This is a genomic window from Streptomyces sp. CG 926, assembly GCF_003148825.1.
Taxonomy (GTDB): domain Bacteria; phylum Actinomycetota; class Actinomycetes; order Streptomycetales; family Streptomycetaceae; genus Streptomyces.
Map to the genome: position 1 here is coordinate 1 of NZ_QGGZ01000021.1, position 26,034 is coordinate 26,034.

The following is a 26,034-nucleotide window of genomic DNA, read 5'->3' on the forward strand; positions in this document are numbered from 1 at the left end:
CCGTGAACGTCTCCACCCACACCGGCTCAGCCCTCAACACCCCACCCATACAGGCAAAATGCCCAAAACTGAGCCTTCTGCAACAACCTTTAGGCTTGCCGTTTAACCTCATGGGCAGTCCGCGCTTACCGTAGGTGCGTGAACGACATCAACACCGAAACCCTTGGCTGGGACCTCATCGGTTGGGACAGCGACGAGCAGGCCGCACATGTCACTGGTCTCAACAGAGTTGAGATTCTGAGGATCAGGGACCTGCTCCCCGGCCGGGACGACGACTTCCTTGAGACGGCCGTCTACGAGGTGCCGCCCGCGCTGTACTCAGCGATGCAGGGTGCAATCCCGCACCTGGAGTTCCGTGAGGGGCTGGAATACCAGATCGGTGGATTCCTCCTACGAGTCTGAGCTTGACGGCCCGCTGGTGCGTCGGGGCTTCGTGCCGACCTTGTGGTGTGCGGGTCGCGTGTAGGGCTCGCCGGTGGCGAGGACGCGTCCGACGCCGTAGCGGGAAGCCGGTCGCCGATTCTTGGAGCCAGGAGGGCAGCCGGGGCCGGGCCGGCTGGGTTTCGGTGCACGGGCTGGCGTGCCGGTCTTCGCGTGCAGGTTCCTGAACCCTCGGCGGACTCGGGCAGGGGTGAGCCTGTTCGGTTCCGCCGGTCGTTCCCAGGGTCGGCGCAGGTCCCACGCGAGGGGGCGGGCGAGGCAGAGTTGGGCATGTGCGGCCAGAACGAGCCAGGTCCAGCGGTCGGCCGCAGCGGAGTCCCGGAGCTTGGGCCGGGTCCAGCCGAGGGTCTGCTTAAGCAGGCGGAAGGTGTGCTCCACATCGAAGCGGCGGAGAAACGCCTGCCAGCACCGGTCAACGTCGCCCCTGACGGCGCCGGTGCCCGACCACCACAGCCAGACAGGCTTGTTCACCCCGCCGCTGGGCAGCTTCTCGACCGTCAGGCGGATCACGGTGCCCTCGATGACCGGCAGCGGCCCCTCATGGTCGAGCCACGCCGCCCGGCGGGTCAGCCGGGGATGGAGCCGGTCCCACGCCTCCGCGGTCGCCGTCCCATACCGGTCGGTGTTGGTGACGGTCACCGCGGTGACCTCGCCCCAGGTCTCAGGCCGTCCGAAGACGAACTCACCGCCGTGTTTGGGCGGACGACCGCCCTGCGGCGGGCAGATCCACGGCACCGGGACAGGCTTGCGCATCACTCGGTCCGAGCGCAATCGGCCCAGCACCTCGACTGGCAGATCACTCAGGAGATGGGCGATGCGGGGTGCGTCATAGCCGGCGTCCAACACGACCAGGACGTTCGGCGCCCCCAATTGCCACTGGCCGGCGTCCTTGAGACGTTGGACGACGTCGCGGACCTGTTCGGCCGTGACCGCGGCCAAGTCGGCGCCGGGCTCCAGCCGGATGGCGTCCAGCAGGGCCGTCCATGAGGTCCGGCCCGTCTCCAGTGCGGCGACGATCGAGTACGGCCAGCCGGGGACCATCTGGTGCTTGCCCTGGCCCCGGCCGAAGGTGTGGCAGAAGGAGCGGTCCGAGCAGGTGTCGGCGTCCGGCCGAAGCCAGGGGGAGACGTCCACGGCCAGCACCAGGCGACCGTCGTTCGCCCGGGGCAGCGGCACACCCGCCAGTGCGCGACGCAGCCGGGCGACGTCGATCCGGCCTCGGTTGATCCCGGAGTACAGGGCGCCGTGCCCGCGTCTGTGTTCCGGTGCGAGCGCCAGGTCCACAAGGGTCCGGACCGGTCCGTCGGTGCACAGCAGCGCGTCGCACAGGTCGAACAAGGCGTCCGCCCGTGACGTAATGCACCCGTACAGTTCAGACCGGAAATCCGACAACTTCGACAACGCGTCTCGCTGAGCGCTGTGCTCGACCAATCCCACGATCCCGGCCTCCGTGCTACATCAACCTTGAGTACAGGATCGGAGCCCGGCCTCGCGCACGTCCGGTGAACTGCGGAAACTCCGAACAAGTTCGAGCCCGGTTCGACGCCGGTGGATAAACGGCAAGCTAGGGCATCTCCTTGTGCGCTCGACCGGCCAGGAGAGCAGAGCCTGGCGGTACGCGGGGAAAATCCAGGGGAGCGGACGGCCGCGCGCTGCTACGGTCGGGCGCCATGAGCTGGCTTCCCGATGACTTCGTCCACCCTGTCCTGGTACCGCTGCCGGGCGGTGGCCATCACCTGCGGCCGATCCGGGAGGTGGACACCCCGCTCGACTATCCGGCTGTGATGGGTTCGCGCGAGCGGCTGTGGACCATCTTCGGCCCGGCCTGGGGCTGGCCCGCGGACACCATGACCTACGAGGCCGACCAGGCCGACCTTCTGCGGCACGAGAAGGAGATCGCCGCGCACCAGTCCTTCAACTACGCGCTGTTCGACGCGGCGGAGACAGTCCTGCTCGGCTGTGTCTACATCGACCCTCCGGAGAGGGCCGGTGCGGACGGCGAGATCTGCTGGTGGGTGGTGGACGAGCTGGTGGGCAGCGAGGTCGAGCAGGCCCTCGACGTGCTGGTGCCGCAATGGATCGCCGCCGACTGGCCGTTCGAGCAGCCGCGCTTCCTCGGCCGTGACATCTCCTGGTCGGACTGGCTCGCCCTGCCGCAGCCTGCCGACGCGTAAGGCCCGGCCTCCGTGGCCCGCCGCAAGGGCCGCGACGGTATCGCCATCGCCGACCGGGGCGGCCGGGCCCGCCACTCCCGGTCAATGCTCGGCTCCATGCAGCACGGCGCAGGGACCGTTCCCCTGATGGGGCATCATCTCCGAGGGCCCCGACGGCGGGGCATCGCGTGGAGGAGACGTCGCATGGTCGAGTGGAAACGGATCAGTTCGGGCGTTCGTCCCGTACCCAGCCCTGCCGCGACCGGCTCGGTCTGGGCCGCAGCGGCCGTCGCGGCCGTCGCTCTGGTCGCCGTGCTCAATCTCCTGGACGGGCCCGACGATCCCACCGTCGACCTCTTGGCGCTCTCCCTCGCCGTGGCCGTGGTGAGCCGGGGAGCCCGCCTCACCGCGGCACCCGGGACCGCCTTGCTCTGTTGGCTCGTGCTCAACTTCTTCGCGACCGCGCCCGTCGGTGAGCTGAGCTGGGAGACACCGTACGACGTGGTACGCCTCGTCTGCCTGCTCGCCGCGGCGGGCGCGGGAACCGTCGTCGCCCGCCTCCTCCACGCGCGCGCCGCGCACCACCGGCTCACGCCGTAGGGGACGCGCGGCTGCGGGTCAGCCGGCGGGCGTGGCTCCGGAGGTCTTGCGCAGCACACCTATCTTGTCGATGCGGTGCTCGGGATTGCCTTGCGCGTCGCTCCAGAAGTTGCCCTCGGCGTGGTCCTCGGGCGTGGCGCAGGTCGAGATCGTGATCATGGCCTGGGTGGGGGCCGCCCCGGGCTTCCCGGGCACCGCGGCACGCTGTTCGCCCAGTGAGCGCTCCGACCGGAAGGACGTCTTGCGGGTCTCGGTGATCTCGTAGATGTACACCACCTCCCCGACGGTCACCTGGACCGTGTCGCCCACCTCGACGGCGGGCAGGCGCCCCAGCGGGCCACCGGCCGACAGGCGGTGCGCGGTGATCAGGAAATTGCCCACCTGCCCGGGCGCGACCCCGCCCCGCTTCCCGTAGGGGCTGGCCGCCACTCCGAGGTCCTGGATGCGGGTTCCCGGTACGTCGTCGGTGGTGCCCTCGTACGGAACCACGCGCAGCCCGGTGATGCCGGCGGCGGGTATCGACAGCGTGGACTCCACGGGCGCGGACGCGGGTGCGGGGGCCGCAGCGCGGGTGACCACCGCCGGAGGCCGGGCGGCCGTAGCGGATGCAGATGCGGATACGGATGCGGATGCGGACACCGCCGCACCGGCGGCCGTCGAAGGGGTGCACGCCACCAGCAGGGCGGTCGCGGCACCGGCCAGGACGGCGGGAACGGCTCGGTACGGGAACGGCAAGGACATGGGCGTTTTCCGTGTCGGTCGGGTCGGCCGGAACAGAGCGGGCCGGGGCGGGCCGGGCGGGCGGCGCCCGGGTGAGCCGATGCGCCCGGCCAGAGTGACATACGGAGCAAGAGGTCCATAAGGGTCCGACCCTGTGACCTGGCTCCCGCGGGTCGGCACACGGAATCGACGGAATCAGAAGTCACGGGAACTTCTCTCCGCCCCGCTACGACTACCTCGCCGGAGGGAGTGCCGTCCCGGCTCCGGCACGGCCCGATCGGCACCCCGTCCGTCTGGAACCGAGTACAAGAATCCGGAGTGACGATGACGGACCGGCTTGAGTACCCGACCCTGGCGATCACCGCGCTGAAGCGGTGGGCGCCGCCGCCCGCTCTCGCCGGCTTCGTGGCGCTCCTCATAGTGATGTTCGCCGTCGCGTACGGGGTGGGGGCGAGCGCCGGACCCGTGGCCCCCGGCATGCGCTCCACGGAGGTCGACGGCCCCGGATTCGTCGGGGACCTGGGACGGCCGCACGGGCACACCGGCGGTACGGGTGGTACGCGGTGACGGCCGAGCGGACCGAGGTGGTGACCACCACCGATCTGGTGGTCGGCGGGATGACCTGCGCGGCCTGTGTCACCCGCGTGGAGAAGCGGCTGGCGAAGATCGAGGGCGTGAGCGCCACGGTCAACCTCGCCACCGGGCGGGCCAGGGTGCTGCACCCGGCGTACGTGACGAGCGGCGACCTCGTCGCGGTGGTCGAGCGGGCGGGCTACCGCGCCGAGGTGCCGGCTCCGCCCGAGCCCGCGCGGGACCGGGCGCCGGCGGAGCCGGCCGAGGGCGCCCCGGGCGGCGAGGAGGTGCGGCGGCTGGTGATCACCGCCGTGCTGTCCGTGCCGGTGCTGGTGCTGTCGATGGCGCCCGCCCTGCAGTTCCGCAACTGGCAGTGGCTGTGCTTCGTGCTGGCCGCGCCGGTCGCCGTCTGGGGTTCGCTGCCGTTCCACACCCGGGCGGTGCGGGGGCTGCGGCATGCGGCGGCGACCATGGACACCCTGGTGTCCCTGGGCGTGGTCGCTTCCTTCTCCTGGTCGGCGTACGCGCTGTTCCTGGGCGGGGCGGGCGATCCGGGGATGCGGATGCCGTTCAGCCTGTTGCCCTCGGCCGGCGGCGGGGTGGCCCACATCTATCTGGAGGCCGCGGTCGGGGTCCCGCTGTTCGTACTGACCGGGCGCTTCCTCGAATCCCGGGCACGCCGCGGCACGGGTGAGGCACTGCACTCACTCGCCGATCTGGCAGCCAAGGACGTGACCGTACGGGAGGACGGCCACGAGCGGTCGGTCCCGATCGGGCAGTTGCGGGTGGGGCAGGAGTTCGTCGTCCGGCCGGGCGAGCGGGTCGCGACGGACGGGGTGGTCTCCTCCGGCGGTTCGGCCGTCGACCTCTCCCTGGTCACCGGCGAGAGCGAGCCCGTCGAGGTGGGCCCCGGCCAGGCCGTGATCGGCGGTGCGGTGAACGCGGGCGGTCTGCTGCTCGTCCGGGCCACCGCGGTCGGTGCGGACACCCAGCTCGCCCGGATCACCCACATGGTCACCGAGGCGCAGGCCGGAAAGGCCCGGGCCCAGCGGCTGGCCGACACCGTGGCGGGGGTCTTCGTACCGGTGGTGCTGGCGCTGGCCGTCACCGTGCTCGGCTTCTGGCTCGGGGCCGGAGCAGATCCGCAGGCCGCGGTCACGGCCTGTGTGGCCGTCCTGGTGGTGGCCTGCCCCTGTGCGCTCGGGCTGGCGACGCCCACCGCCCTGCTGACGGCCACCGGCCGGGGCGCGCAGCTGGGTCTGCTGGTCAGCGGCCCGCGGGCGTTGGAGACCCTGCGGCACGTGGACACCGTGGTCCTGGACAAGACGGGCACGCTGACGACCGGCCACATGACCGTCGCGCGCGTGACGGCGGTACCGGACGGGGTCGGCCCGGAGCGGGCCCTGTGGCTGGCCGCGGCCGTGGAACAGGGTTCCGAACATCCACTGGGCCGTGCCGTGGTCGCCTACCACCGGCAGGAGTCGTACGGCCGGCCGCCGGGCGAGGTGTCCGATTTCCGGGCCACCGCGGGCATCGGGGTGACCGGGGTCGTGGAGGGCCACCGCGTGGAGGTGTGCGCCGCCGGCGCCGACCTGCATCCTTCGCTGGACCGGGCCCTGGCCGAGGCGGAGGCGGCGGCGCACACGCCGGTCCTGGTCCGCGTGGACGGCGCCGACCAGGCCCTGATCGCCCTCGGGGACGTCCTGCGCCCCGGCAGCTACCGGGCCGTCGACCGGCTTCGGCGCCTGGGGGTGGAACCGGTACTGGCCACCGGCGACCGCGAGGCCACCGCGTCCCGGGTCGCCGCCGCGCTCGGCATCACCGACGTGCACGCGCACTGCTCGCCCGAGGACAAGGCACGGCTCGTACGGGAGTTGCGCGCTCAAGGGCGCCGGGTCGCGGTGATCGGCGACGGGGTGAACGACGCCGGGGCCCTGGCCGGGGCCGATCTCGGCATCGCGATGGGAAGCGGAACGGACGTGGCCATCGGCGCGGCCGACGTCACGCTGGTACGGGGCGACATCGAGGCGGTCGCCGACGCCGTCGAGCTGGCCAGGCGCACGCTCGGGACGATCCGGGCCAACCTCGTCTGGGCCTTCGGGTACAACGTGGTCACGGTGCCGCTCGCCGCGGTGGGGATGCTCAACCCGATGGTCGCGGCCGCGGCGATGTCGATGAGTTCGGTGATGGTGGTGGCCAACAGTCTTCGGTTGCGTACCTGGCGACCGGCGCCGCAGTCGCACCGGGCGGGAACGGGCAGCCGAGCGAGAGGTACGGGACGATGACGCGTTCACCTTCGGAGCAAGCCGTGGGCGGCCGGCTCACGACCCGTCTACGCGCGCGCGAGGGGCTGCGGGCCGCGCTCGTCCCGGTGGTGGCCTGCTCGCTCGCGCTGGCCGGGCTGACGGCCTGGACCTCGTCCGGCGCCGCGGGCAGCCCGCCGCGGATCGCCGCCGGGAACGGTCGTGTCCTGCTGCCCCAGGGCAGCAGTCGGGACACGGCCGCCTTCTTCGACATCACCAACATCGGTGGCTCGGAGGACCAGTTGACCGAGGTGACCTCACCCGGGGCCGAGGAGACGTTGCTCAGCCGGCGCGAGCGCGCGGGGCTCGGGGCCGCCGACCTCGTCCGGACGACGGGTTCGGTGAGGGTGCCCGCGGGGGGCACGGTCACGATGTCCCCCTTCGACCTGAGTGTCACGACCCGGGCGAAGGAGCTGGGTTGGCAGGCGGGCGACCTGGTGCCGTTCGTCCTCCACTTCCGCTACAGCGCACCGATCGAGGTGGTGGCGGTGGTGGTCCGGCCCGGCAGCTGACCGCGGGTACCCGCACGCGTTCCCGACACGGGCCCCTGCGAGGGTGTGTCGTAGGGGCGAACTCGTGGAGGAGGTCGACGATCGGGACCGTGTCGTGGCGGTCGTGGACCGTGCGGCGGCGATCCGGGGGCGCCGGCCGCACCGGGTCGCGACCGTCGTGTGCCGCGACGGCGACGGACGGTTCCTTGTGCACCGTCGCCCGGACGACGTGTCCCGCTTCCCGGGGCAGTTCGACTGGATGCTCGGCGGCGCCGTCCAGGCCGTCTCTTTCGGATCGTGGCGGCCGAGCCCGCGGCGTCCGGTGCCGTGCCCGACAACGCGGCCGGGTGCGGTGCCGGACGCCGCGGGCCCGGCAAGATCCGAAAGAGACGGCCTAGGTCGGCGAGTCCTACGAGGAAGCCGCCGCGCGGGAACTGGCGGAGGAGCTCGGTGTGCGCGGCACCCCCGCTTCGTGCTCAAGTTCCTGTGCGACGGGGCCATCAGGCCCTACTGGCCGGGCCTGCACGAAGTCGTGGTCACGGCACCGGTTCGACCCGACCCGGGTGGGGTCGCCTGGTTCGACCGGCCGACCGAGCCCGCGCCCGCGCTCGACGAGCTCGTACGCGGCTCCGCGAATCGGCCGTGAGTGGTGTGCGTGGCGCCGCATCGATCCGGATCGACCGGGTAGTCGCGCGAGGACGAACACGGCCGTCGTACCGACTCCGCGTGACATCGCGTGACATCGCGTGGTGGACGGTCGGCGCCGTGACCGGTACCGAGCCGAGGTGGTCCCCGTGCACGCCCTTCCCGACGACCCCGTACCGCCCAACCCGACGCCGGCGCCGGGACCCGGCCCCGGGCCGGAGCCAGGTCCGCTTCCGGGGCCCGTTCCCGGTCCCGGCGGCCCCGATCCCGTACCTCCGGAGCCTCCGCGGCCCGAACCCGATCCCTGGCCGGATCCCGCGCCCGGGCCCGATCCGCTGCCTCCGCCCGGCCCGCTGCCCGGTCCGGTTCCGGCACCCGCGCCCGTGTCCACCACGGGCTGAGACGGGCCGACGGTCCGCCCGTCTCAGCTCGGCCGCTCACGAAGGGTGACGTGCGGCCACGGCGTGCACAGCTTCAACCTGCCGGTAGGGGGGTATGTGGTGGTGAGGGAAACCCCCGAGGAGGCGACATGCCTGCCACTCTCCGTACCGAGGCCAGCTCGGCGCCGCTGCGGGACATCCGCGAGATTCGCGATCCGCAGTCCGTGAGCACCGCTGAGGCCCATGACCTGTCGGTCACCCTCTTCCACCGGCTGCGTGCACTGGACGAGGGGACCGCGGAGTACTCGTACGTACGCAACACCCTGGTCGAACTGAATCTGAGCATGGTCAAGTACGCGGCCACGCGCGTCCGGCACGTCGGCGCACCGTGGGAAGACGTCCTGCAGGTCGGCACGATCGGCCTGATCAAGGCCATCAACAGGTTCGATCCGGAGCGTGGGTTCGAGTTCATGTCGTTCGCCCTGCCCACCATCGTGGGAGAGATCAAGCGGTACTTCCGTGACACGACCTGGGCCGTCCGCGTACCGCGGCGGCTGCAGGAGTTGCGCATCGACCTGGCCAAGGCGAACGACGCCATGGAGCAGGAGCTGGGCCACACCCCGAGGGCGCGGGAGCTCGCCGAGCGGCTGGACATCACGGTGCGGGAGGTGTGCGAGGGTCGGCTCGCGGCCAACGGCTTCACCAGCCTGTCCCTCGACGTACCCGCGACAGGGGAGGACAACGAGCCGCCGGGAGTGTCGGCCCGCAGTCTCGGTGTCGAGGAGAGCCGCTACGAGACGGTCGAGGACCTGGAATCGCTCAAGCCGCTGATGGGGGGGCTTTCCGAACGGGACCGGACGATACTCGCCCTGCGTTTCGGGGAGGAGCTGACCCAGGCCGAGATCGGCGAGCGCCTGGGCATGTCCCAGATGCACGTGTCCCGGCTGCTGGCCCGCATCCTGGGCCGGTTGCGGGAGGGACTGCTCGCCGAGGAGCCGCAGGCCGAGGTGGTGTGAGGTATACCCTTCCGCACGGGACGGACAGGCATATCGCGCTGGAACCCGGGCAGGTGCAGCAGTGCACGAGGGAAGGGTGATGCCGGATGGTCCCGGAAGCGAAGAGCGAACGCTTCACCGTCGCGGTCCAGGCCGTGGACGGAGCCGTAGTCCTCGCGCTCGCGGGGGAACTGGACCACGACACGGCGCAGCCGTTGCGCGATGCGCTCGACGGGGCACTCGCCCCCGGTCGCCGGCTGCTGGTCGATCTGGCAGGGCTCGGATTCTGTGATTCCACGGGGCTGAACGTGCTGCTGAACACGCGCCTCGCGGCTCAGGAGACGGGAGCCACTCTGGAGCTGGTCGGCCTGCACGGACCTGTCGCCCGCATGTTCCGGATCACCGGTGCGGACGGTGTGTTCCCCGTCCACTCCGATATGGGGGAAGCCCTGAGGACGTCACGCGGCGGAGGAGCCTGAGCATCATGGAGCACCCCGGGCCGTCAGACCGGACCTGGAGCCTGATGCTGTCGGGGACCACCGACGTGGTCTCACGCAGCCGTGACTTCGCCCGCCAGGCACTGACCGCCTGGCATTGGCTCCCGGGGACGGGAGAGATCCGCGAGACCGCCGAGGACGTGCTCCTGCTGGTGTCGGAGGTGGTGGCCAACGCCTGCCTGCACGGCGGAGGGCCCCGGGCACTCGTCCTGGACTGCTCGCCCGAGCGGCTGCGGATCGAGGTCACGGACGGTAATCCTGCCCCGCCGGTGCTCGTACCGGCCCATGGGTCGGGAGACCGGGGACAGCCGGGCGGCCACGGGCTGTTGATCGTGGAACGGCTGGCCCGGGACTGGGGTTCCGAATCGGGGGTGGACGGCAAGCGCGTCTGGTGCGAGGTGTCGTGCCCACCCGGGATCCGCGTTCCCGGCTGACGGCGCCCAGCCGGGCGGGCGCCCGGGATGTCCTGGGCCGCACCGCGTGTCACAGTGGTTGCGGAGGCGTCCATGGACGATGCGCGACAACGCCCTGAGCTGGGTGAGGAGGCGCTGCGGCGGCTCCTGGACGGGCTGACGGCCGTCCGCGACGGAGACTTCACCACCCGGCTGCCGGCCGACTCCGAGGGCCTCCTGGGCGAGATCGCCACGGTCTACAACGGCATGGTGGAGCAGCTGTCCCTGGTGACGTCGGAGGTGACCCGGGTGGCTCGCGAGGTGGGCGGCCAAGGGCTGCTCGGCGGGCACGCTCAGGTACACCGGGTGAGCGGCATCTGGCAGGAGCTGGCGACCGGGGTCAACACCATGGCCGACAACCTCACCTCCCAGGTCCGCTCGATCGCCCAGGTCGCCACCGCTGTCGCGGGCGGCGACCTCACGCGCAAGATCCGGGTGGAGGCGAGCGGCGAGATCCTGGAGCTGAAGGAGACCATCAACACGATGGTCGACCGGCTCTCCTCCTTCGCCGAGGAGGTCACGCGCGTGGCCCGTGAGGTCGGCACGGAGGGCAAGCTGGGCGGCCAGGCCACCGTGCAGGGCGTCTCCGGTACCTGGAAGGACCTGACCGACAACGTCAATTCCATGGCCGACAACCTGACCAATCAGGTGCGCAACATCGCCCAGGTGACCACGGCGGTCGCCAAGGGCGATCTCACGCGCAAGATCGACGTGTCGGCCCGGGGCGAGATCCTGGAACTCAAGACCACCATCAACACCATGGTCGACCAGCTGTCCTCCTTCGCCGCCGAGGTCACCCGCGTGGCGCGCGAGGTCGGCAGCGAGGGCAAGCTGGGCGGCCAGGCCGAGGTCGAGGGCGTCTCCGGTACCTGGAAGCGGCTCACCGAGAACGTCAACGAGCTTGCCGGCAACCTGACCCGCCAGGTGCGCGCCATCGCGGCGGTGACCAGCGCCGTGGCCGAGGGCGACCTCACCCGGTCGATCACGGTCGAGGCGCCGGGCGAGGTCGGGGATCTGAGGGACAACATCAACGCGATGGTCGAGTCGTTGCGCATGACCACCCGCGCGAACCAGGAACAGGACTGGCTCAAGACCAATCTCGCCCGGGTCTCGGCCCTGATCCAGGGAACCCGGGACCTCACCGACCTGGCGCAGCTGATCATGAACGAGGTACCGCCGCTGGTGAACGCGCACTACGGCGCCTTCTTCCTCGCCGAGGACGACGAGGAGGGCAGGTACCTGATCATGCGGGCCGCCTACGGGATGCCGGACGACCCCGCCACTCCCCCGCGCCGTTTCCGCTTCGGCCAGTCGCTCGTGGGACAGGCCGCCGGCGGGCGTCGCACCCTCACCGTGGAACGGGTGCCGCCCGGGTACGCCACCATCGCCTCCGGCGCAGGAGCCGCCGAGCCCGCCGTCCTCGTCGTCCTGCCCATCGTGGTGGAGGGCCAGGCCCTCGGCGCTGTCGAACTGGCCTCGCTCGCCCCCTTCTCCCCCATCCACCGGGACTTCCTCGACCACTTCATCGAGGCCATCGGAGTGAGTGTCAGCGCGCTGATCGCCAATGCCCGTACCGACGAGCTGCTGGAGCGGTCGCAGAGCCTGACCGTCGAACTGAGCTCGCGGTCGCAGGAGCTCCAGTCCCGTCAGGGCGAGTTGCAGCGTTCCAATGCCGAGTTGGAGGAGAAGGCCGCCCTGCTGGCCGATCGGAACCGGGACATCGAGCGCAAGAACCTGGAGATCGAGCAGGCGCGGCGGGAACTCGAAGTGCGGGCCCAGCAGCTGTCGCGGACCTCCATGTACAAGTCGGAGTTCCTGGCCAACATGAGCCATGAACTGCGCACTCCGCTCAACAGCCTGCTGATCCTGGCCCAGTTGCTGTCGCGCAATCCGGACGGGAACCTCACCGACAAGCAGGTCGACTATGCCGAGGTCATCCATTCCGCCGGCTCCGACCTGCTCCAGCTGATCAACGACATCCTCGACCTCTCCAAGGTCGAGGCGGGCAAGATGGACCTGCATCCCGAGGTCTTCCCGCTCCAGCAACTCCTGTCCTCCCTCGACGCCACCTTCCGGCCCGTCGCGGCCGCCCGCGAGCTGGAGTTGCGGGTCGTCACCGGGGGTGGGCTGCCCGACGTCCTGTTCACCGACCAGGCCCGGTTGCGGCAGGTGCTGCGCAATCTGGTCGCCAACGCGGTGAAGTTCACCGAGCAGGGGCATGTGGAGCTGCGGGTGGACCGGGCGGGTGGCGACGAGCTACCGGCCGCGTTGGGCCAGGGCGACACGCCCGTCGCGGCCTTCCGGGTGACCGACACGGGCATCGGCATCCCCGAGGACCGGTTGGAGACCGTTTTCAACGCCTTCCAGCAGGGCGACGGCACCACCAGCCGCCACTACGGAGGCACGGGGCTGGGGCTGTCCATCAGCAGAGAGGTGGCCCACCTGCTGGGCGGCCTGATCGAAGTCCGGTCCACGCCGGGGGAAGGCAGTGTCTTCACCCTTTTCCTGCCGCTCCGCACGCCGGAGCAGGCCGCCCTGCGGTCCGCGGCGCCGCCGAGGTCCACCGCCGCGGATCCCTCCGACGCGGATTCCCCCGACGCCGATTCCCCCGACGTCCCGGTGGACGGAGCGGCGGCGACCCGGCCTCTCCCGCACCCGACCGCCGACGTGCTGCAAGGCTCCGTACCGGCCGAGCCGGTCCCCGAGGAGCCCACGGTGGCACCCGGCCCCACCGTGCTCGTCGTGGACGACGACGCCCGCAACGTCTTCGCGCTCACGGAGATACTCCGACGCGAGGGCATGCGGGTCCTGCGGGCCGAGGACGGCCGCACCGGCCTGGAGCTCCTGGCCGAGCACGACGACGTGGACCTCGTGCTGATGGACGTGATGATGGCGGGCATGGACGGCTACGCCACCACCGCCGCCATCCGCGCGCTGCCCGGTTACACGAACGTCCCGATCGTCGCCGTCACCGCCCAGGCCATGCCGGGGGACCGTGAGAAGGCGCTGGCCGCCGGAGCGGACGACTACGTCACCAAGCCGGTCGACGCGGACGACCTGGCCGCCCGCATCCACACCTGGCTGACGTGACCCCCGCCCTGCTCCTCTCCCCTACCGCAGGACCCGGACGAGCACCAGGCTGGTGTCGTCGTCGGTGTCCCCCCGCACCTCCGCCAGCAGGCTGTCGGCCATGTCGTCGAGTTCGGCGCCCGCATGCCTCTCGACGATCCGGGTGAGCCGCCTCACCCCGTCGTCCAGCGAGCTGTGGTGTCGCTCGACGAGCCCGTCGGTGTAGAAGACCAACAGGTCACCGGCTTGCAGCGGGGTCACCGTCTCCGCGTAGACGACCGAGGGGACCGCGCCCAGCAGCACGTCCCGGGGCGTGTCGAGCAGCACCGCCCGGCCCTCCCGGAGCAGGATCAACGGCAGGTGGCCGGCGCTGGACCACCGCAGGACCCCCTCGTGCGGGTCGTAGTGGGCGCAGACCGCGGTGGCCGTGGACCGCCGTGGGTCCGCGAACGCGACCCCGTTGAGCCATCCCATCAGTTGACCGGCGGAGCCGCCGGTGAAGGCCAGGCCCCGCAGGGCGTTGCGCAGCGCCACCATCGTGGTCGCCGCGCCGACCCCGTGCCCGGCGATGTCGCCGACCACCAGCATCACCCGGTCCCCGGGCAGGGGCAGTACCTCGTACCAGTCACCGCCCACCCGATAGTCCTGGGCCGCGGGCCGGTAGCGGGCGGTGACGAGCAGCCCGGGGAGCCGGATCGGAGCCGGCACCTCGGGCAGGATGGCCTTCTGGAGCTGGAGGACGAACTGGTGGCGCAGTACGGCCTGCGCCTGCGCGGCGGTGAGCTCGTCGTACGTGGCGCCGAGGGCCAGTTCGGTGCGGTGCTGGGCGGAGACGTCCTGGAAGACCCCGGTGACCGCCACGGTGAGCGGCCCTTTCAGCAGCGGTTCCGCGCTGATCCGCACGTGGCGCATGCCGCCGTCGTCCCGGATCACCCGGATCAGGGTGTGGGCACCTTCCTGACGTACGGTCAGTGCCTCCAGGAGCGCGGCCAGTTGACCCTTGTCGTCCCGGTGGGTCCGGGTCATCAGGTCGCGCAGCGGGACTCCGGGGCCGCTCCGGTCCATTCCGAAGATCGAGTACGCGCGTTCGCCCCAGCGCGACACCCCGCTGACGAGGTCGTCCTCGAACAGGGCCAGGTGGTCCAGCCGGTCCAGCACCGAGGGCAGCAGCAGGCCGGGGTCGTCGGAGGTGTGCCACAGGACCACGGCCCGATCCGGCCCGAGTGGGAGTGTCCGTACGTCGATCAGCGCCCCGGCGCCCTTGTTCGCGATCCGGTCCACCCGGCGGGGAGCGGCTGTCGTGCGTGCCTCGTCGATCAGGCGCACCAGGTCCATGCAGTGCGCGGGCAGCACCTGGGCCAGATGGCGCCCGGCAGGGCGTGGCACGCCGGCGAGCTGCCGCGCCGCGGCCGGGTTGGCGTGGGCGATGAGCCAGTCAAAACCGTCCGGCCCCTCGGTGCGGGTGAGCGCGAGCGCCGCGTCGGTGAGGCAGTCCAGCAGGATCCGGAGCATCAACGGGCCGTCGAAGCCGTCCGGATCCGGCGCGGCGTCCAACACCCGCACGGCGTTCTCGGCGACCGCTTCCACTTCCTCGCGCATGGGCGGGTCGAAGGCCACCGGTCCCGACCAGCAGGCCAGCAGGACGCCGACGACCGCTCCCCGGGTCCGTAGGGGGAGGACGGCCCGCCCGGCGTCGGGCACCGGGCCGGGCAGCGGATCTCCGTCCGGTGGGCCGTGGGGCAGCCAGCCGCACTCACCCGTGTCCAGCGCGTGGCGCAGGGCGCCGTCCACGTGGGCGGGCAGCCACTGCCAATGCGTGGACTGCAGGTCGTTCCCGCCGGCGTGCGCGGCAAGCTCCAGACAGTCCGTGGCGGTTCTGCGCCACAGCCACACCGCTTGTGCGCCGAGGTGGCTCAGACCGCCGTGCAACAGTGCTTCGGCGGCCTGACCGGCGGCCGATGCCACCCCCAGGGCGGCATCGGTCCGCCGTAGCCGACGTGCCGTCGCCGGGTGGTCCTCGGCGGCCGGCGGACGGGGGGCCGCGGTGGTGGACCCGGCGGCCGCGTTGACGATGTCCGCGGCGACGTCGGGCGCGGCGACTCCCGTGCTCGCGGCCAACCGGCTCAGGTGATCGGCCGCTGCCGAGGGGGGCGAGGCCAGCTGGGCGACCAGGATCCCGGTCGCCAGATCGAGCAGGTGACGATCCGCGCGCTCGGCCTGAAGCTCGGCGATCTCCTCGGCCAGGGCCCGTACGGCTCGCTGGAGGCCACTGGGATCGGAGGGAGGGCGGGTGGCCGATCCTTCGGCGGGGACGTCCATGTCGGCTCCGGTGGGCCGGGGGGACGGCACCGACCGCGCAAGGAAGAGGTCCGGGTCGAGTCTACTCGGGCACGCGCCCCGGCGCGGGGCGGCCGGCGCCGTCCGCCCCGCCCACCGGGAAGGTTTTCGGTCCGGTCCGCCGGGCAGAAGCCGAATGCCGCCCTGTGGGAACGACCGCGGGGCGGACCAGAGCTCCCCCAGGGCCGCGCAGACGTCGTCCAGGTCGGCCGGCTTGCGGCTGGTGACCAGCGTCGCGGGTTCGGTGTGGCAGACGTGGACCGCCTCGTCCACCCAGGTGCCGCCCGCGTTGCGGATGTCGTTCGCCAGGCTGAGCCAGGAGGTCAGCGTCCGCCCGCGTACGGCGTCGGGATCGGCGACGCCGCCGGGCAGGACGAGGGCGTCGAAGCTCTTGGCCGTGCGGCCGGCAAGAACCCGGTCGACGGGATGCGTGCCCGCCTTGTCCAGGTGGTGGAAGGCTTGGATCCGGCCCGGTTCGGTGGAGACCAGCTGAGGGGTCCAGCCGGCTTCGAGCACGGCTTTCCAGGGTTCGTCGTGTGGTCTCGGCCCGGCCCTCAGTCAGGGGGTTCCGGTACCGCCGGCGGCCTGTCGGGGTCGGGGCTCGGAGCGGCGGGTTCACCGGGCGCTCCGCCCGGGTCCGGCCGGCCGGGGTCACGCGGCACCGGGTCGGGCGACGTGGGGGTGGGTCCGGGCCCCTCGGGCTCCGGCTCGGTGGTCCGGTCCATCCGGCTCACCGTCCTTATCTCCTCGGTTACGGGCACGTCCTGCGCCTGCCCGGGCCGGCGCGCGTCAAGCCGGTCCGGCGCATCGGTCCGGGCGCGTCGGTCGGTTCCTCGACGCAGATCCGATGTCGGGGTGCTCCCGGGCCACCCCTGCCTTTGGGCCCGGCTGCGCTACCTCCGGACGCGACGGCGCCGACCCGGCGACCGACCCGCCTCATCGGCACCGCACGGTCAGGCCCTGGATGACCTCATCGGCGGCAGGCCGGGCGTCGCCTGCGGCCGCTTCGCATGCGTCCCCGGTTCTTCGCGTGCCAGGCTCTCGCCGTGGAGGCACCGTTCGCCGGCGGCCTGGACACCGCCTCGCGAACCCGCGGGCCCTTGACCGGCGTCGGACCCCGTCCCGGACGCGGCCGCGCCCGCCATCACGCGCCGCGCACCGACGGGCCGAAGGGGATCCGCCTCACACGCCGGGCACGGCACGCACGCTCACCCGGGAGGAGGGCTCCTGGTGACCGCCGCTCGCGATCATGCGTACGTCGCCCTGGTCGCTGATCTCCGCCTGCACGATTCCGGTGTCGTCGGCGTAGATCGGGTGGCCGCCGGGACCGGTCCGGTCGGTGCGATGCACGAGGACCGATTCCTCGCCGCCCGGTGCCGCATGGTCAGGAACGGCGAATACCAGTTCGTACCTGCTGTCCCGTCCCATTCCGGCCTCCTCCGAGCGAATACCTCTTCAGCGCCCATTATCGGGCACACCCACCCACCCGCGCGCTGCCGATCCCGGTCCGGAGGAGGAACCGTCAACGGGAAGAACGGCCCGCTCCCACTCAGGGTTCCGGATCTCCATGTGATCTTCCCCTGCCCCCGCGTGCCTTTCCGGCACACCTCTCACCTGCGCATACTCCAGGACCCGCCACACCCTGAACCACCCAGGGACATTGGCCGATCGGATGGAGTTGATCAATCAGATGACGTCGCACACGGTCTCCGCGGCAGCTTCGGGCACCTGGGTGCTCGGTGACCTCACGGTCAACCGGCTCGGCTTCGGTGCCATGCGTCTGACCGGCAGCGCCGCCTTCCACGACGGCACGCCCAGCGACCGCGGCCGGGCGATCGCCGTCCTGCGCCGGGCGGTCGAGCTCGGCGTCGACCACATCGACACCGCCGCGTTCTACTTCTCCCGGCTACGTTCGGCCAACGAGCTGATCAACTCGGCCCTGGCGCCGTACGCGGACGACCTCGTCATCTCCACCAAGGTCGGCCCCGTCCGGGACGCCTCCGGTGGCTGGCCCGAGCCGGCCCGGCCGGACGAGCTGCGCGGCCAGGTCGAGGAGAACCTGCGCCAACTCGGCCGCGACCACCTCGACGTGGTCAACCTCCGCCTCATGGGTCAGGACTCCATCAGCGAGCACTTCGGGGCCCTGTCCGAGCTGCGCGACGCCGGACTGGTCCGCCACCTCGGCATCTCCAACGCCCGCCCGGAGCACCTGGTCCAGGCCGAGGCGATCGCCCCGGTGGTGTGCGTCCAGAACCGCTACGGACTCGACTCGCCCGACAGGACGGGAATGCTCCGCGCCTGCGCGGCGCGCGGCATCGCCTTCGTCCCCTTCTTCTCCATCGCGGGAGAAGGGCGCGAGGCCGGTGCCGTACGCGACGAGCACGACGAGGTCCGCGCCGTCGCCCGGGCGCACGGAGCGACACCGGCGCAGGTGCGGCTCGCGTGGATCCTGGGGCAGGGCTCCCACGTTCTGGCCATCCCGGGCACCGGCAACCCGGATCACCTCGCCGACAACGTGGCGGCGGGCGCACTGCGGCTGACCCAGGACGACTTCCGGCTGCTGGATTCGATCGGCCGCTCCGTCTCCTGAGGCCGAAGCCGAGCACCTCGACGCCCCCTGACGGCTTCCGGCGGGCCGAGTGACAGAACACCGGAACCATTCACGTTCATGTGTCCGAAGAAACGGTTGGAACGGGTGTTACGGGACGCTGAACCCGTTCGGCGCAGAGCGGGAGGGGGTCGCGGGGGCGGCACGTGCGGCGGGGAAGACCTCCGTCTCCGGGCCCCGCAAGGCTTGTTCGGCGCATCCTCACCGCTCGCGTCAGCACGCCATTGACAGATGCCCGATACACGCGAGAGTCACCGTTAGATCCGCATTCTGCAACACGCCCCGAATTAGTGGCTTTTGGTGGTGGTTGGGGGCCAGAGTGTGGCTCCTCGGCAGGACGCCGGGAACTGTTCAAGGCCCACTCGCCCCGCACGAGGCGGGCCGGGCTGCTGTCTGTTGAAGGGGTCATCTTCATGTCTGCTTCTCTCGCCACCCGCCGGTTCGTCGCCGCGTTCCTGGCCGCCGGCGCCCTCGTCGGCGCCGCCGCGCTCCCGGCCTCCGCCGACGACCACCGGCGCGACCACCGGGCTCCGCAGTCCTCGATCGTCATCAGCGACGTCCAGTACGGCACCGCCGGCCGCGACCGCTCCGACCGTGCGCTGAACCGTGAGTGGGTCGAGGTCAAGAACACCGGGCGCAAGAGCGTCAACCTGCGCGGCTTCACCCTCACCGACCGACAGGGCAACCGCTACCGCTTCGCCGACTTCCGCCTGGACGGCCGTTCCAGCGTGAAGGTCCACACCGGCCAGGGCCGCGACACCCGCCACGACGTCTACCAGGACCGCCGCCACCAGATCTGGGACGAGCGCGACACCGCCACCCTGCGTGACAACCGCGGCAACGTCATCGACACCGACTCCTGGAACGGCCGCCGGCACCACCGCAACGGCTGATCCGGACGGCTCACCGGCCTGACGCGCGCCCGCACCCCGCACGATCGGGGTGCGGGCGCGCGGCGATATAGGGCGGCGATTGTCAGAGGGGGATGGCAGGATCGACGGCGGTGATCCGACCACCTACAGGGGGCAGGGATGGGGAGCACGACGTTCGAATGGCCACGCGGCGCCGAGGCGCGGGACACGGCGGCACTGGAGCTGTGGCTCGCCGTGCACGGCTGGGAGGTCGACCCGACGGTGTTCATGGCCGGCGGACTCGGCCCGGCCGTGCAGGTGCAGCCGATCGGCGGGGGATGCCAGGACGGGGAGCCCGGACTGCTGATCCTGCCGGGCGAGACCGTGGAGTACGCGCGGGACCGGATACGGATCGCGGCCCGATCCACCGCTCCGGCCGCCTGCGGAGCCTCGTAGGACGACCCTCGACGGCCGTCAGTGGGCTGTGCGGTCCGCCCATGCCTCGTTCTCCGGGGCACGGCGGCGGACCGTGCCGTGCGGATCCGTCGGGTGATGCGGATCGCGCCGTCGACGTACGGATCCGGTCCTGACAGCCGTACCCAGGAGGACAGGCGGCCCCGGTGGGGAGTGACTGCCTGTCGGAGCAGCTGTCGGAGGCGTGCGTCACAGTGGAAGGGATGCCGATTTCCGCGCGAACGAGGTGATCCCGTGACATACGCGATCCGGGCCGAGGGCCTGGCCAAGCGGTTCAAGGAGACCCGCGCGCTGAACGGGGTGGATCTGGAGGTGCCGGCGGGTACGGTGCTCGGCCTGCTCGGCCCCAACGGCGCGGGCAAGACCACCGCGGTCCGTATCTTCGCCACGCTGCTGCGGCCGGACGAGGGGCGCGCCGAGGTGGGCGGGTACGACGTGGTGCGTGAGGCGGGGCGGGTCCGCTCCCTGATCGGGCTGACCGGGCAGTACGCGGCCGTGGACGAGAACATGACCGGCACGGAGAACCTGCTGATGATCGGGCGCCTGCTCGGCATGGAGCGCGGTACGGCCCGGGCCCGCTCCGCCGAACTGCTCGACCGTTTCCACCTGAGCGACGCGGCCGGGCGGGCCGTGAAGACGTACTCGGGCGGCATGCGGCGGCGTCTGGACCTCGCGGCCAGCCTGGTCGGGCGGCCGCGGATCCTCTTCCTGGACGAGCCGACCACCGGTCTCGATCCGCACAGCCGCGGCGAGGTGTGGGACATGCTGCGCGTGCTCGTGGCGGAGGGCATGACCACCTTGCTGACCACGCAGTATCTGGACGAGGCGGACCGGCTCGCCGACAGCGTCGTGGTCATCGACAACGGTCGGGTGATCGCCGGCGGTACGCCCGACGAGCTGAAGGCCCAGGTCGGCGGTCAGGTACTGCACTTGCGACCGGTCCGGCCGGCCGATCTCGACGCGGCGCACGCCCTGGTCGCCGAGGAGGCCGGGCCGCACACCACGATCGAGGGCGACGGGATCGTCGTCCCGGTCAACGATCCGGCGCTCATGCCGCGTGTCGTACGTCGGCTCGACGGGGCGGGTATCGCCGTCGGGGAACTCACTCTGCGTCGCTCGTCCCTCGACGAGGTGTTCCTCGCCCTGACCGGCCACCGCGCCGAGCCCGGAGCCTCCCCGCAGGGCGACTCCGCCGCCGGATCCGGATCCGATGACGACGCCGATGGCCGGTACGCGCAAGCGGGGAGTCCGTCATGACCGGCACGACCCTCACCGACAGCCTGGGCCGCGGTGGCCGGGTGCGGCTGCCGGCCGCCCTGCGGCAGACCGCCACCATGGCGTGGCGCAGTCTGGTCTCGGTGAAGCACAATCCGCTCGAGCTCGTCGACTACAGCATCACGCCGATCATGTTCGTGTTCCTGTTCACCTACGTCTTCGGCGGGCAGATGGCGGGCTCCCCCGAGGAGTACCTCCAGTACGCGCTCGCGGGGATCATCGTCCAGAACACGCTGTTCATGAGCATGTATACCGCCATGTCGCTGAACACCGACCTGACCAAGGGCGTGTTCGACCGGCTCCGTAGCCTGCCGATCGCCCGTTCGGCTCCGTTGTTCGGGCGGATCGTGGCCGATCTGGCCAAGCAGTTGTGGGCCATGCTCCTGATGATCGCGCTGGGCGTGGTGCTGGGCTTCGAGATCACCGGCGGTGCGGCGGGGTTCGTCGGCGCGACCCTGCTGCTGCTGACGTTCGCCGCGGCCGTCTCGTGGACCGCGGTGCTGATCGGGATGATGGCCGCCGACGTGGAGAAGGTTCAGGTCTTCGCCTTCACGTTCATCTTCCCGCTGACCTTCACGAGCAGCGCGTTCGCCGAGGTCGACACCATGCCCGGGTGGCTCCAGGCATGGGTCGAGGTCAACCCCGTCACCCAACTGTCGGACGCCTTCCGCGGGCTGCTGCTCGGTACACCGGCGGGCGCGCCCATCTTCTGGTCGCTGGTGTGGGCGGCGGGCATCACCGCGGTCTTCATGCCGCTGGCGATGCGCGCCTACCGTTCCGACGAGCGCTGAGTCGGGCTCAGTACGTGACGACGATCCGGCGCGCCGGGCCGTCCACCCGGATGCGGCCGCCGACGGGGATCACGACCTGCGGGTCGGTGTGGCCGAGGTCGACGTCGAACACCACCATGGTGTCGGGAGCGTACTGGCGCAGGGCGCGCAGGACGGCCTCGCGCTGCTGTCGGCGGAAGTCGGCCTTGGCCTGGGCTTCGAGCCGGTTTTCGAGGGACCAGCTCTTGGCCCTGCCCATGAGCAGGGCGGGGAACTGGCGCAGCAGCCCCCGTTCGCCCATGCCGCGCAGGATCCGGTAGACCTCTTCGGCGGGCGGCATTTCCTCGGACGTCTCCAGGAACAGCACGTTGCCGGCGTACGAGTCGACCGGTCCGGCGACGCGGTCGGCCATCAGCAGCCAGGAGATGATCTCCAGGTTGCCACCCCAGCTGATGCCTTCGACGACCTGGTCGGCGTTGTGCCAGAACCAGCCGTCGGAGGGTTCGGTCGGCGGCTCGGACTCGAAGGTGTTCGGGTCTTCCCAGGGCCTGTCGACGTCCCCGTAGGAGTTCGCCTCGGTGAGTTCGTACTCGCCCGAGGTGAACAGGGCGGCCCGGAGGGAGGCGGCGGTCGTCGGGTGCATCGCGCCGGGTCGTCCGAAGCCGACCATGACCGATCCGCCGTGATAGCCGACGATGCCCAAGTCCCGCAGGAACAGCAGCAGGTTGGTGTTGTCGCTGTAGCCGAGGAACGGCTTGGGGTTGGCGCGCAGGAGATCGCGGTCGAGGTGGGGAAGGACGGTGATCTGGTCGTCCCCGCCGATGCTGGCGATCACCGCCTTGATGTCGGGGTCCGCGAACGCCGCGTGGATGTCCGCCGCGCGTGCCTCGGGCGTGGCACCCATCGTTCGGGTCGTCGGGTATTCGACCGCCTTCAGCCCGAAGTCGTCCTGGAGACGGCTCAGCCCCAACTCGTAGGGCAGCGGGAACAGGCCGGGAAGGCCTGCCGAGGGCGAGAGTACGGCGACCAGGTCTCCGGGGCGGGGCTTCGCGGGATAGCGGGGGTTCTCCATCCGATGATCATAGAAGTCGGCGGTTCCGACCTCGCATCGATTATCCGGGGCAGGTCCGCGTCGACGCCGTAGACCGGCGTGTCGGGCGCGCCGATATGGCAATCATTCAGCCCTATGATCTCGAATCGAAAGCAAAATCGAGACAAATCAGACTGTGTCCCGCGCTGTTCGGTGGATCCCGTCGGAGAAAACTGGTCCGCCGTCAGACCCATGACGCATTCGACCGAGAACAGGACCCCGACCACTGACCTGACTGTTACCTGTCAACCGATTGCGGAGGTGTCACGATGTCCTGCTTCAGGACCGACTTCCGAAAGGCCCCCAAGGGCCTTCTCCCCCCGTGTTGTTGCCCCAGAGCCCGCGCTGCCCTCTCCCTGTTGCTCCTGACAGCCGCCGCGCTGACCGGCCCCGCGGCACCGGCGCACGCCGCCGCCCCCTATGGCGCCAAAGCCGTCGCGGTGGCCGCTTCCAAACAGGGCTCGCCGTATGCCTACGGCGCCACGGGCCCCAAACGCTTCGACTGCTCGGGCCTCACCCTCTACGCCTTCAAGAAGGCGGGCAAACGGCTTCCACGCACCGCCGAGCAGCAGTACGAGCACACCCGCCACATCCCCGAGGCCGATCGCGCGGCCGGGGACCTGGTCTTCTTCCCCAGTGGCGCGACCATGACCCATGTGGGGATCTACGCCGGCGACGACCGGATCTGGCATGCCCCCCGCCCCGGCACCCGGGTGCGGCTGGAGCGGATCTGGAGCACCGCGGTCCGTTACGGGCGGGCCACCTGATCGGGCGCCCGGCCGGTCCGGCTCCGGCGATCCTGGTCTTCCGCCGCCACAGCGGCCGGACCCGGGTCCGCGGGCAGCCTGCGTACCGCCCGCACGCTCGGGGCGAGCAGCAGCACCAGGCTCGCCAAGGTCATCAGTACGGCACTCCACAGCAGGACGGACTCCGTACCGAGAGAGGTCGCCGCGGCGCCCACGACGAGGTAGCCCAGTGGCACGGACATGAGTTCACCGGCCGAGCTGAAGGAGCTGACCCGCCCGAGCACCTCGGACGGGAGCTGTTCCTGCACGGCCGTGTTCCAGCAGACGATCGCGATGTCCAGGCCGATGCCCGCCATGGCGGCCGCACCGGCCAGCACGACCAGCGGCGCGCCCCAGGCGAGCGCGAGGAAGGGCAGCGCGAGAGGCAGGTTGGCGCACACGCACACGACCATGATCCTCGACGGCTTCCACTTGAGTGAAACGATCCCGCCCAGGAGCAGGCCCCCGGCGAAGGCCCCCTGGACGATTCCCCATGAAGGAGCACCCAGATGACTGTTCCCGGCCATCACGGGACCGAGGAGCTGATATCCGCCGAGCCAGAGGGCGACCACCATGGCGCCGGAGAGCGTGTAGGTCCACACCCAGGAGAGACGGGAGAACTCTTTCCAGCCATCTTTGAAGTCGCGGAAGACTGATGCCGTGGTCTTGGCGGGTCCGGACACGTCAAGACGACTGCACAGGACCGCCGCGACCGCGAAACTGGCGGCGTCCCAGCCCAGGGTCAGCTCCGGCCCGAAGAACGCGACGAGGGCGCCGCCGACCGCGGGCGCGAGGATGCGGATGACATTGCCGGGCAACCGCATCAGCGCGTTCGCCTGCTGCAGCTCGCCGGGACCGACGAGCTGCGGCAGCAGGCTGTTCATGGCGGGCTGGGTCAGCGCGGACGCACAACCCGCCAACGCCGCGAACAGGGCGATGCGCCCGGTGGTGGCCGTTCCCGTCGCCACGAGGAGTGCGACGCAGCCCTGGGTGACGGCAGGCACCACGTTGCCGAAGACGATGACCCGTCGGCGGGAGAACCGGTCCGCGATCACTCCTCCGACGAGGAGGAGGACGAACTGCGGGGCGGTGTTGGCGGCGAGGACGATCGCCAAGGACGCCGGGCTGCTGTCGAATCCGAACACGGCGAAGGCCAGGGCCACGGGTGCCATCGCCGTGCCGCTCATCGAGATGAGACGTGCCAGGAGGAACAAGGTGAACGGCTTGTGCCGCATCACGGAGAGGGATCCCTGTCGAACCATTCGAGGGAGAGTAGCCTCCTCCGCCGCAGGTGGCGGAGCCGGGAGGGGGCCGTTGGGGGGCCGGAAGGGGGTCGGAAAGGGGGCCTGGGCCTCAGAGGGATTCGCCGGGCCGGAGATACCGGTAGCCGTGCGAAGTCTCCTCGGCCAGCCAGCCGTTGACACTGCCGAGGCCCCGGTCGTTGATCTGCGCGTCGTGGATGCCGAACGCCCGCCGTGGTCCCACGGCTTTGACGAAGTCGATGGCTTCCACCATTTTCAGCCACGACCCCTGTACCGGCACGAGCAACGTCTCGATCTGCTGCTCGGGCACGTGCAGCGAGTCGCCCGGGTGGTAGACCGCCTCGTCGACGACATAGCCGAGGTTCGCGCAGTCGGGGAGGCCACCGTAGATGGAGGCGTGGCGGCCGCCGACCGCGCGTATGCGGAAGCCCGCGGCGGTGAACTCCGTCCCGGAGGACACCCCGATGACGTCCAGCCGCGGAATGTCCGCGTCGGCGGGCGCGTAGACCGGTACGCCGAGCCCGGCCAGACGCAACACGTCGACATGGTCGGTGTGTTCGTGGGTCACCAGCACGGCGTCCGCGCCGGCCAAGGCGTCCGGCTCGCTCCAGGTGCCGGGATCGATGACGAGGACCCGGCCGTCCTGCTCGATCCGGACACATGCGTGGGTGTACTTCGTGATCTGCATGGCCTGGGACCGTACCGGGCCGAGCCCCACCACGGCGCGGCCGTTTCAGGATCGGCGCCCGCTCATTCCCCGGTCGCCCCGTCGATCGCCTCGCGCAGCAGGTCCGCGTGCCCGTTGTGACGGGCGTACTCCTCGATCATGTGGGTCAGGATGTAGTGCAGCGAGTACGTCTGATCGCCGAACTTCCCTGTCACGTCGAGGGATTCGGCGGCGTCCACGATCGTGCGCGACCGCTCGCAGGTCTCCTCCCAGATGCTGAACGACGCGGCGACGTCCGCGTCCTCCACGTGGAACTCCGTCCACTCCCCCGCCTCGTTCTTCGGGAAGTAGCCCCGTATGTCCTCTCCGGCCAGGACGTTGCGGAACCAACCGCGCTCGACCTCCGCGAGGTGACGCACCAGCCCGAGCAGGCTCAGCCCCGACGGGGCGACCGCCCTCATCCGCAACTGCTGCTCGCTCAGCCCGGCGCACTTCATCATCAGGGTGTCCCGCTGCCACTGCAGAACGCTGGTCAAGGTGGCGCGCTCATCGCCCGTCAGTACGGGTCGGGTCCGTTGTTCATCGATCATCGGGCG

Annotated in this window: 24 protein-coding genes and 2 pseudogenes; 18 read left to right on the forward strand and 8 right to left on the reverse strand. The window is 71.1% G+C overall.

The window, feature by feature from the left end; all coding sequences use genetic code 11:
* Positions 1-138: 138 nt before the first annotated feature.
* Complete coding sequence (locus BCL76_RS36100; RefSeq protein ID WP_109783616.1) at positions 139-402, forward strand: hypothetical protein; 264 nt, start codon at positions 139-141, stop codon at positions 400-402.
* Here the strand turns inward: BCL76_RS36100 and BCL76_RS36105 are convergent.
* A complete protein-coding gene (locus BCL76_RS36105; protein ID WP_109783618.1) occupies positions 391-1,878 on the reverse strand; it encodes an NF041680 family putative transposase in 1,488 nt (495 codons plus the stop codon). The two genes, BCL76_RS36100 and BCL76_RS36105, sit on opposite strands and share 12 nt — an antisense overlap.
* A 233-nt stretch (positions 1,879-2,111) precedes the next feature.
* On the opposite strand from BCL76_RS36105, the gene BCL76_RS36110 reads away from it, so the two are divergent.
* Together BCL76_RS36110 and BCL76_RS36120 are read left to right on the forward strand one after the other, a co-directional pair.
* The gene (locus tag BCL76_RS36110; protein WP_109783620.1) at positions 2,112-2,615 is read left to right on the forward strand and encodes a GNAT family N-acetyltransferase; all 504 of its coding nucleotides are present in this window, start codon (positions 2,112-2,114) and stop codon (positions 2,613-2,615) included.
* A 183-nt stretch (positions 2,616-2,798) separates the two neighbouring features.
* Positions 2,799-3,194 (forward strand): DUF4118 domain-containing protein, encoded by a 396-nt coding sequence (locus tag BCL76_RS36120; protein WP_109783744.1) that lies wholly within the window; start codon positions 2,799-2,801, stop codon positions 3,192-3,194.
* A gap of 18 nt (positions 3,195-3,212) precedes the next feature.
* Here BCL76_RS36120 and BCL76_RS36125 read toward each other — a convergent pair whose 3' ends face one another.
* Complete coding sequence (locus tag BCL76_RS36125) at positions 3,213-3,935, reverse strand: class E sortase (protein ID WP_109783622.1); 723 nt, start codon at positions 3,933-3,935, stop codon at positions 3,213-3,215.
* A gap of 303 nt (positions 3,936-4,238) precedes the next feature.
* Here BCL76_RS36125 and BCL76_RS36130 point away from each other — a divergent pair, with 303 nt between their 5' ends.
* The 9 genes and pseudogenes from BCL76_RS36130 (at position 4,239) to BCL76_RS36175 (ending at position 13,340) form a co-directional block, all read left to right on the forward strand.
* On the forward strand, positions 4,239-4,481 hold the full coding sequence (locus tag BCL76_RS36130; RefSeq protein ID WP_109783624.1) for a hypothetical protein: 243 nt from the start codon (positions 4,239-4,241) through the stop codon (positions 4,479-4,481).
* A 50-nt stretch (positions 4,482-4,531) separates the two neighbouring features.
* Positions 4,532-6,772: a heavy metal translocating P-type ATPase gene (locus tag BCL76_RS36135; RefSeq protein ID WP_109783746.1), complete on the forward strand. Its 2,241-nt coding sequence runs from the start codon at positions 4,532-4,534 to the stop codon at positions 6,770-6,772.
* Positions 6,769-7,302, forward strand: coding sequence for a copper chaperone PCu(A)C (locus BCL76_RS36140; protein ID WP_109783626.1), 534 nt, complete (start codon positions 6,769-6,771; stop codon positions 7,300-7,302). Before BCL76_RS36135 ends, BCL76_RS36140 begins: the two co-directional genes overlap by 4 nt.
* Before the next feature lie 43 nt (positions 7,303-7,345).
* A pseudogene (locus BCL76_RS40200) lies at positions 7,346-7,561 on the forward strand (NUDIX domain-containing protein); the annotation flags it as partial.
* A 118-nt stretch (positions 7,562-7,679) separates the two neighbouring features.
* A pseudogene (locus BCL76_RS40580) lies at positions 7,680-7,927 on the forward strand (NUDIX domain-containing protein); the annotation flags it as partial.
* A 528-nt stretch (positions 7,928-8,455) separates the two neighbouring features.
* Positions 8,456-9,322: a SigB/SigF/SigG family RNA polymerase sigma factor gene (locus BCL76_RS36160; RefSeq protein ID WP_109783628.1), complete on the forward strand. Its 867-nt coding sequence runs from the start codon at positions 8,456-8,458 to the stop codon at positions 9,320-9,322.
* 86 nt (positions 9,323-9,408) lie between these two features.
* Positions 9,409-9,780 (forward strand): STAS domain-containing protein, encoded by a 372-nt coding sequence (locus tag BCL76_RS36165; RefSeq protein ID WP_109783630.1) that lies wholly within the window; start codon positions 9,409-9,411, stop codon positions 9,778-9,780.
* Between the two features lie 5 nt (positions 9,781-9,785).
* The gene (locus BCL76_RS36170) at positions 9,786-10,232 is read left to right on the forward strand and encodes an ATP-binding protein (RefSeq protein WP_181382879.1); all 447 of its coding nucleotides are present in this window, start codon (positions 9,786-9,788) and stop codon (positions 10,230-10,232) included.
* Positions 10,233-10,304: 72 nt separating this feature from the next.
* The gene (locus tag BCL76_RS36175) at positions 10,305-13,340 is read left to right on the forward strand and encodes a hybrid sensor histidine kinase/response regulator (protein WP_258310122.1); all 3,036 of its coding nucleotides are present in this window, start codon (positions 10,305-10,307) and stop codon (positions 13,338-13,340) included.
* Between the two features lie 21 nt (positions 13,341-13,361).
* Here the strand turns inward: BCL76_RS36175 and BCL76_RS36180 are convergent, their stop codons facing one another.
* Complete coding sequence (locus BCL76_RS36180; RefSeq protein WP_109783634.1) at positions 13,362-16,172, reverse strand: SpoIIE family protein phosphatase; 2,811 nt, start codon at positions 16,170-16,172, stop codon at positions 13,362-13,364.
* Positions 16,173-16,838: 666 nt separating this feature from the next.
* Positions 16,839-17,084, reverse strand: coding sequence for a DUF6296 family protein (locus BCL76_RS36185; protein WP_109783636.1), 246 nt, complete (start codon positions 17,082-17,084; stop codon positions 16,839-16,841).
* Positions 17,085-17,346: 262 nt separating this feature from the next.
* Between BCL76_RS36185 and BCL76_RS36190 the strand changes: the two genes are divergently transcribed.
* The 5 genes from BCL76_RS36190 to BCL76_RS36210 all read left to right on the forward strand — a co-directional run bounded on the left by BCL76_RS36190 (position 17,347) and on the right by BCL76_RS36210 (position 21,655).
* A complete protein-coding gene (locus tag BCL76_RS36190; RefSeq protein ID WP_109783753.1) occupies positions 17,347-18,246 on the forward strand; it encodes an oxidoreductase in 900 nt (299 codons plus the stop codon).
* A gap of 431 nt (positions 18,247-18,677) precedes the next feature.
* Entirely contained in the window at positions 18,678-19,157 is a 480-nt protein-coding gene (locus BCL76_RS36195; RefSeq protein ID WP_109783638.1) for a lamin tail domain-containing protein, read from the forward strand.
* A gap of 138 nt (positions 19,158-19,295) precedes the next feature.
* Positions 19,296-19,571 carry a hypothetical protein gene (locus BCL76_RS36200; RefSeq protein WP_109783640.1) on the forward strand — a complete coding sequence of 92 codons (276 nt, stop codon included), beginning with the start codon at positions 19,296-19,298 and terminating at the stop codon, positions 19,569-19,571.
* Between the two features lie 252 nt (positions 19,572-19,823).
* Positions 19,824-20,846, forward strand: coding sequence for an ATP-binding cassette domain-containing protein (locus BCL76_RS36205; RefSeq protein ID WP_109783642.1), 1,023 nt, complete (start codon positions 19,824-19,826; stop codon positions 20,844-20,846).
* Positions 20,843-21,655: an ABC transporter permease gene (locus BCL76_RS36210; RefSeq protein WP_109783644.1), complete on the forward strand. Its 813-nt coding sequence runs from the start codon at positions 20,843-20,845 to the stop codon at positions 21,653-21,655. The genes BCL76_RS36205 and BCL76_RS36210 overlap by 4 nt, the downstream gene beginning before the upstream one ends.
* A gap of 7 nt (positions 21,656-21,662) precedes the next feature.
* Here the strand turns inward: BCL76_RS36210 and BCL76_RS36215 are convergent, their stop codons facing one another.
* Entirely contained in the window at positions 21,663-22,706 is a 1,044-nt protein-coding gene (locus tag BCL76_RS36215; protein ID WP_109783646.1) for a S66 family peptidase, read from the reverse strand.
* A gap of 377 nt (positions 22,707-23,083) precedes the next feature.
* Between BCL76_RS36215 and BCL76_RS36220 the strand changes: the two genes are divergently transcribed.
* Positions 23,084-23,491 carry a C40 family peptidase gene (locus BCL76_RS36220; RefSeq protein ID WP_309136884.1) on the forward strand — a complete coding sequence of 136 codons (408 nt, stop codon included), beginning with the start codon at positions 23,084-23,086 and terminating at the stop codon, positions 23,489-23,491.
* Here the strand turns inward: BCL76_RS36220 and BCL76_RS36225 are convergent.
* The 3 genes from BCL76_RS36225 to BCL76_RS36235 form a co-directional block, all read right to left on the reverse strand.
* Positions 23,473-24,771, reverse strand: a complete 1,299-nt coding sequence (locus BCL76_RS36225; protein ID WP_109783650.1) for an MFS transporter — start codon at positions 24,769-24,771, stop codon at positions 23,473-23,475. The genes BCL76_RS36220 and BCL76_RS36225 overlap by 19 nt on opposite strands.
* A 91-nt stretch (positions 24,772-24,862) precedes the next feature.
* Complete coding sequence (locus BCL76_RS36230; RefSeq protein WP_109783756.1) at positions 24,863-25,459, reverse strand: MBL fold metallo-hydrolase; 597 nt, start codon at positions 25,457-25,459, stop codon at positions 24,863-24,865.
* Between the two features lie 62 nt (positions 25,460-25,521).
* Complete coding sequence (locus tag BCL76_RS36235) at positions 25,522-26,028, reverse strand: DinB family protein (RefSeq protein WP_109783651.1); 507 nt, start codon at positions 26,026-26,028, stop codon at positions 25,522-25,524.
* Between the last annotated feature and the right edge of the window lie 6 nt (positions 26,029-26,034).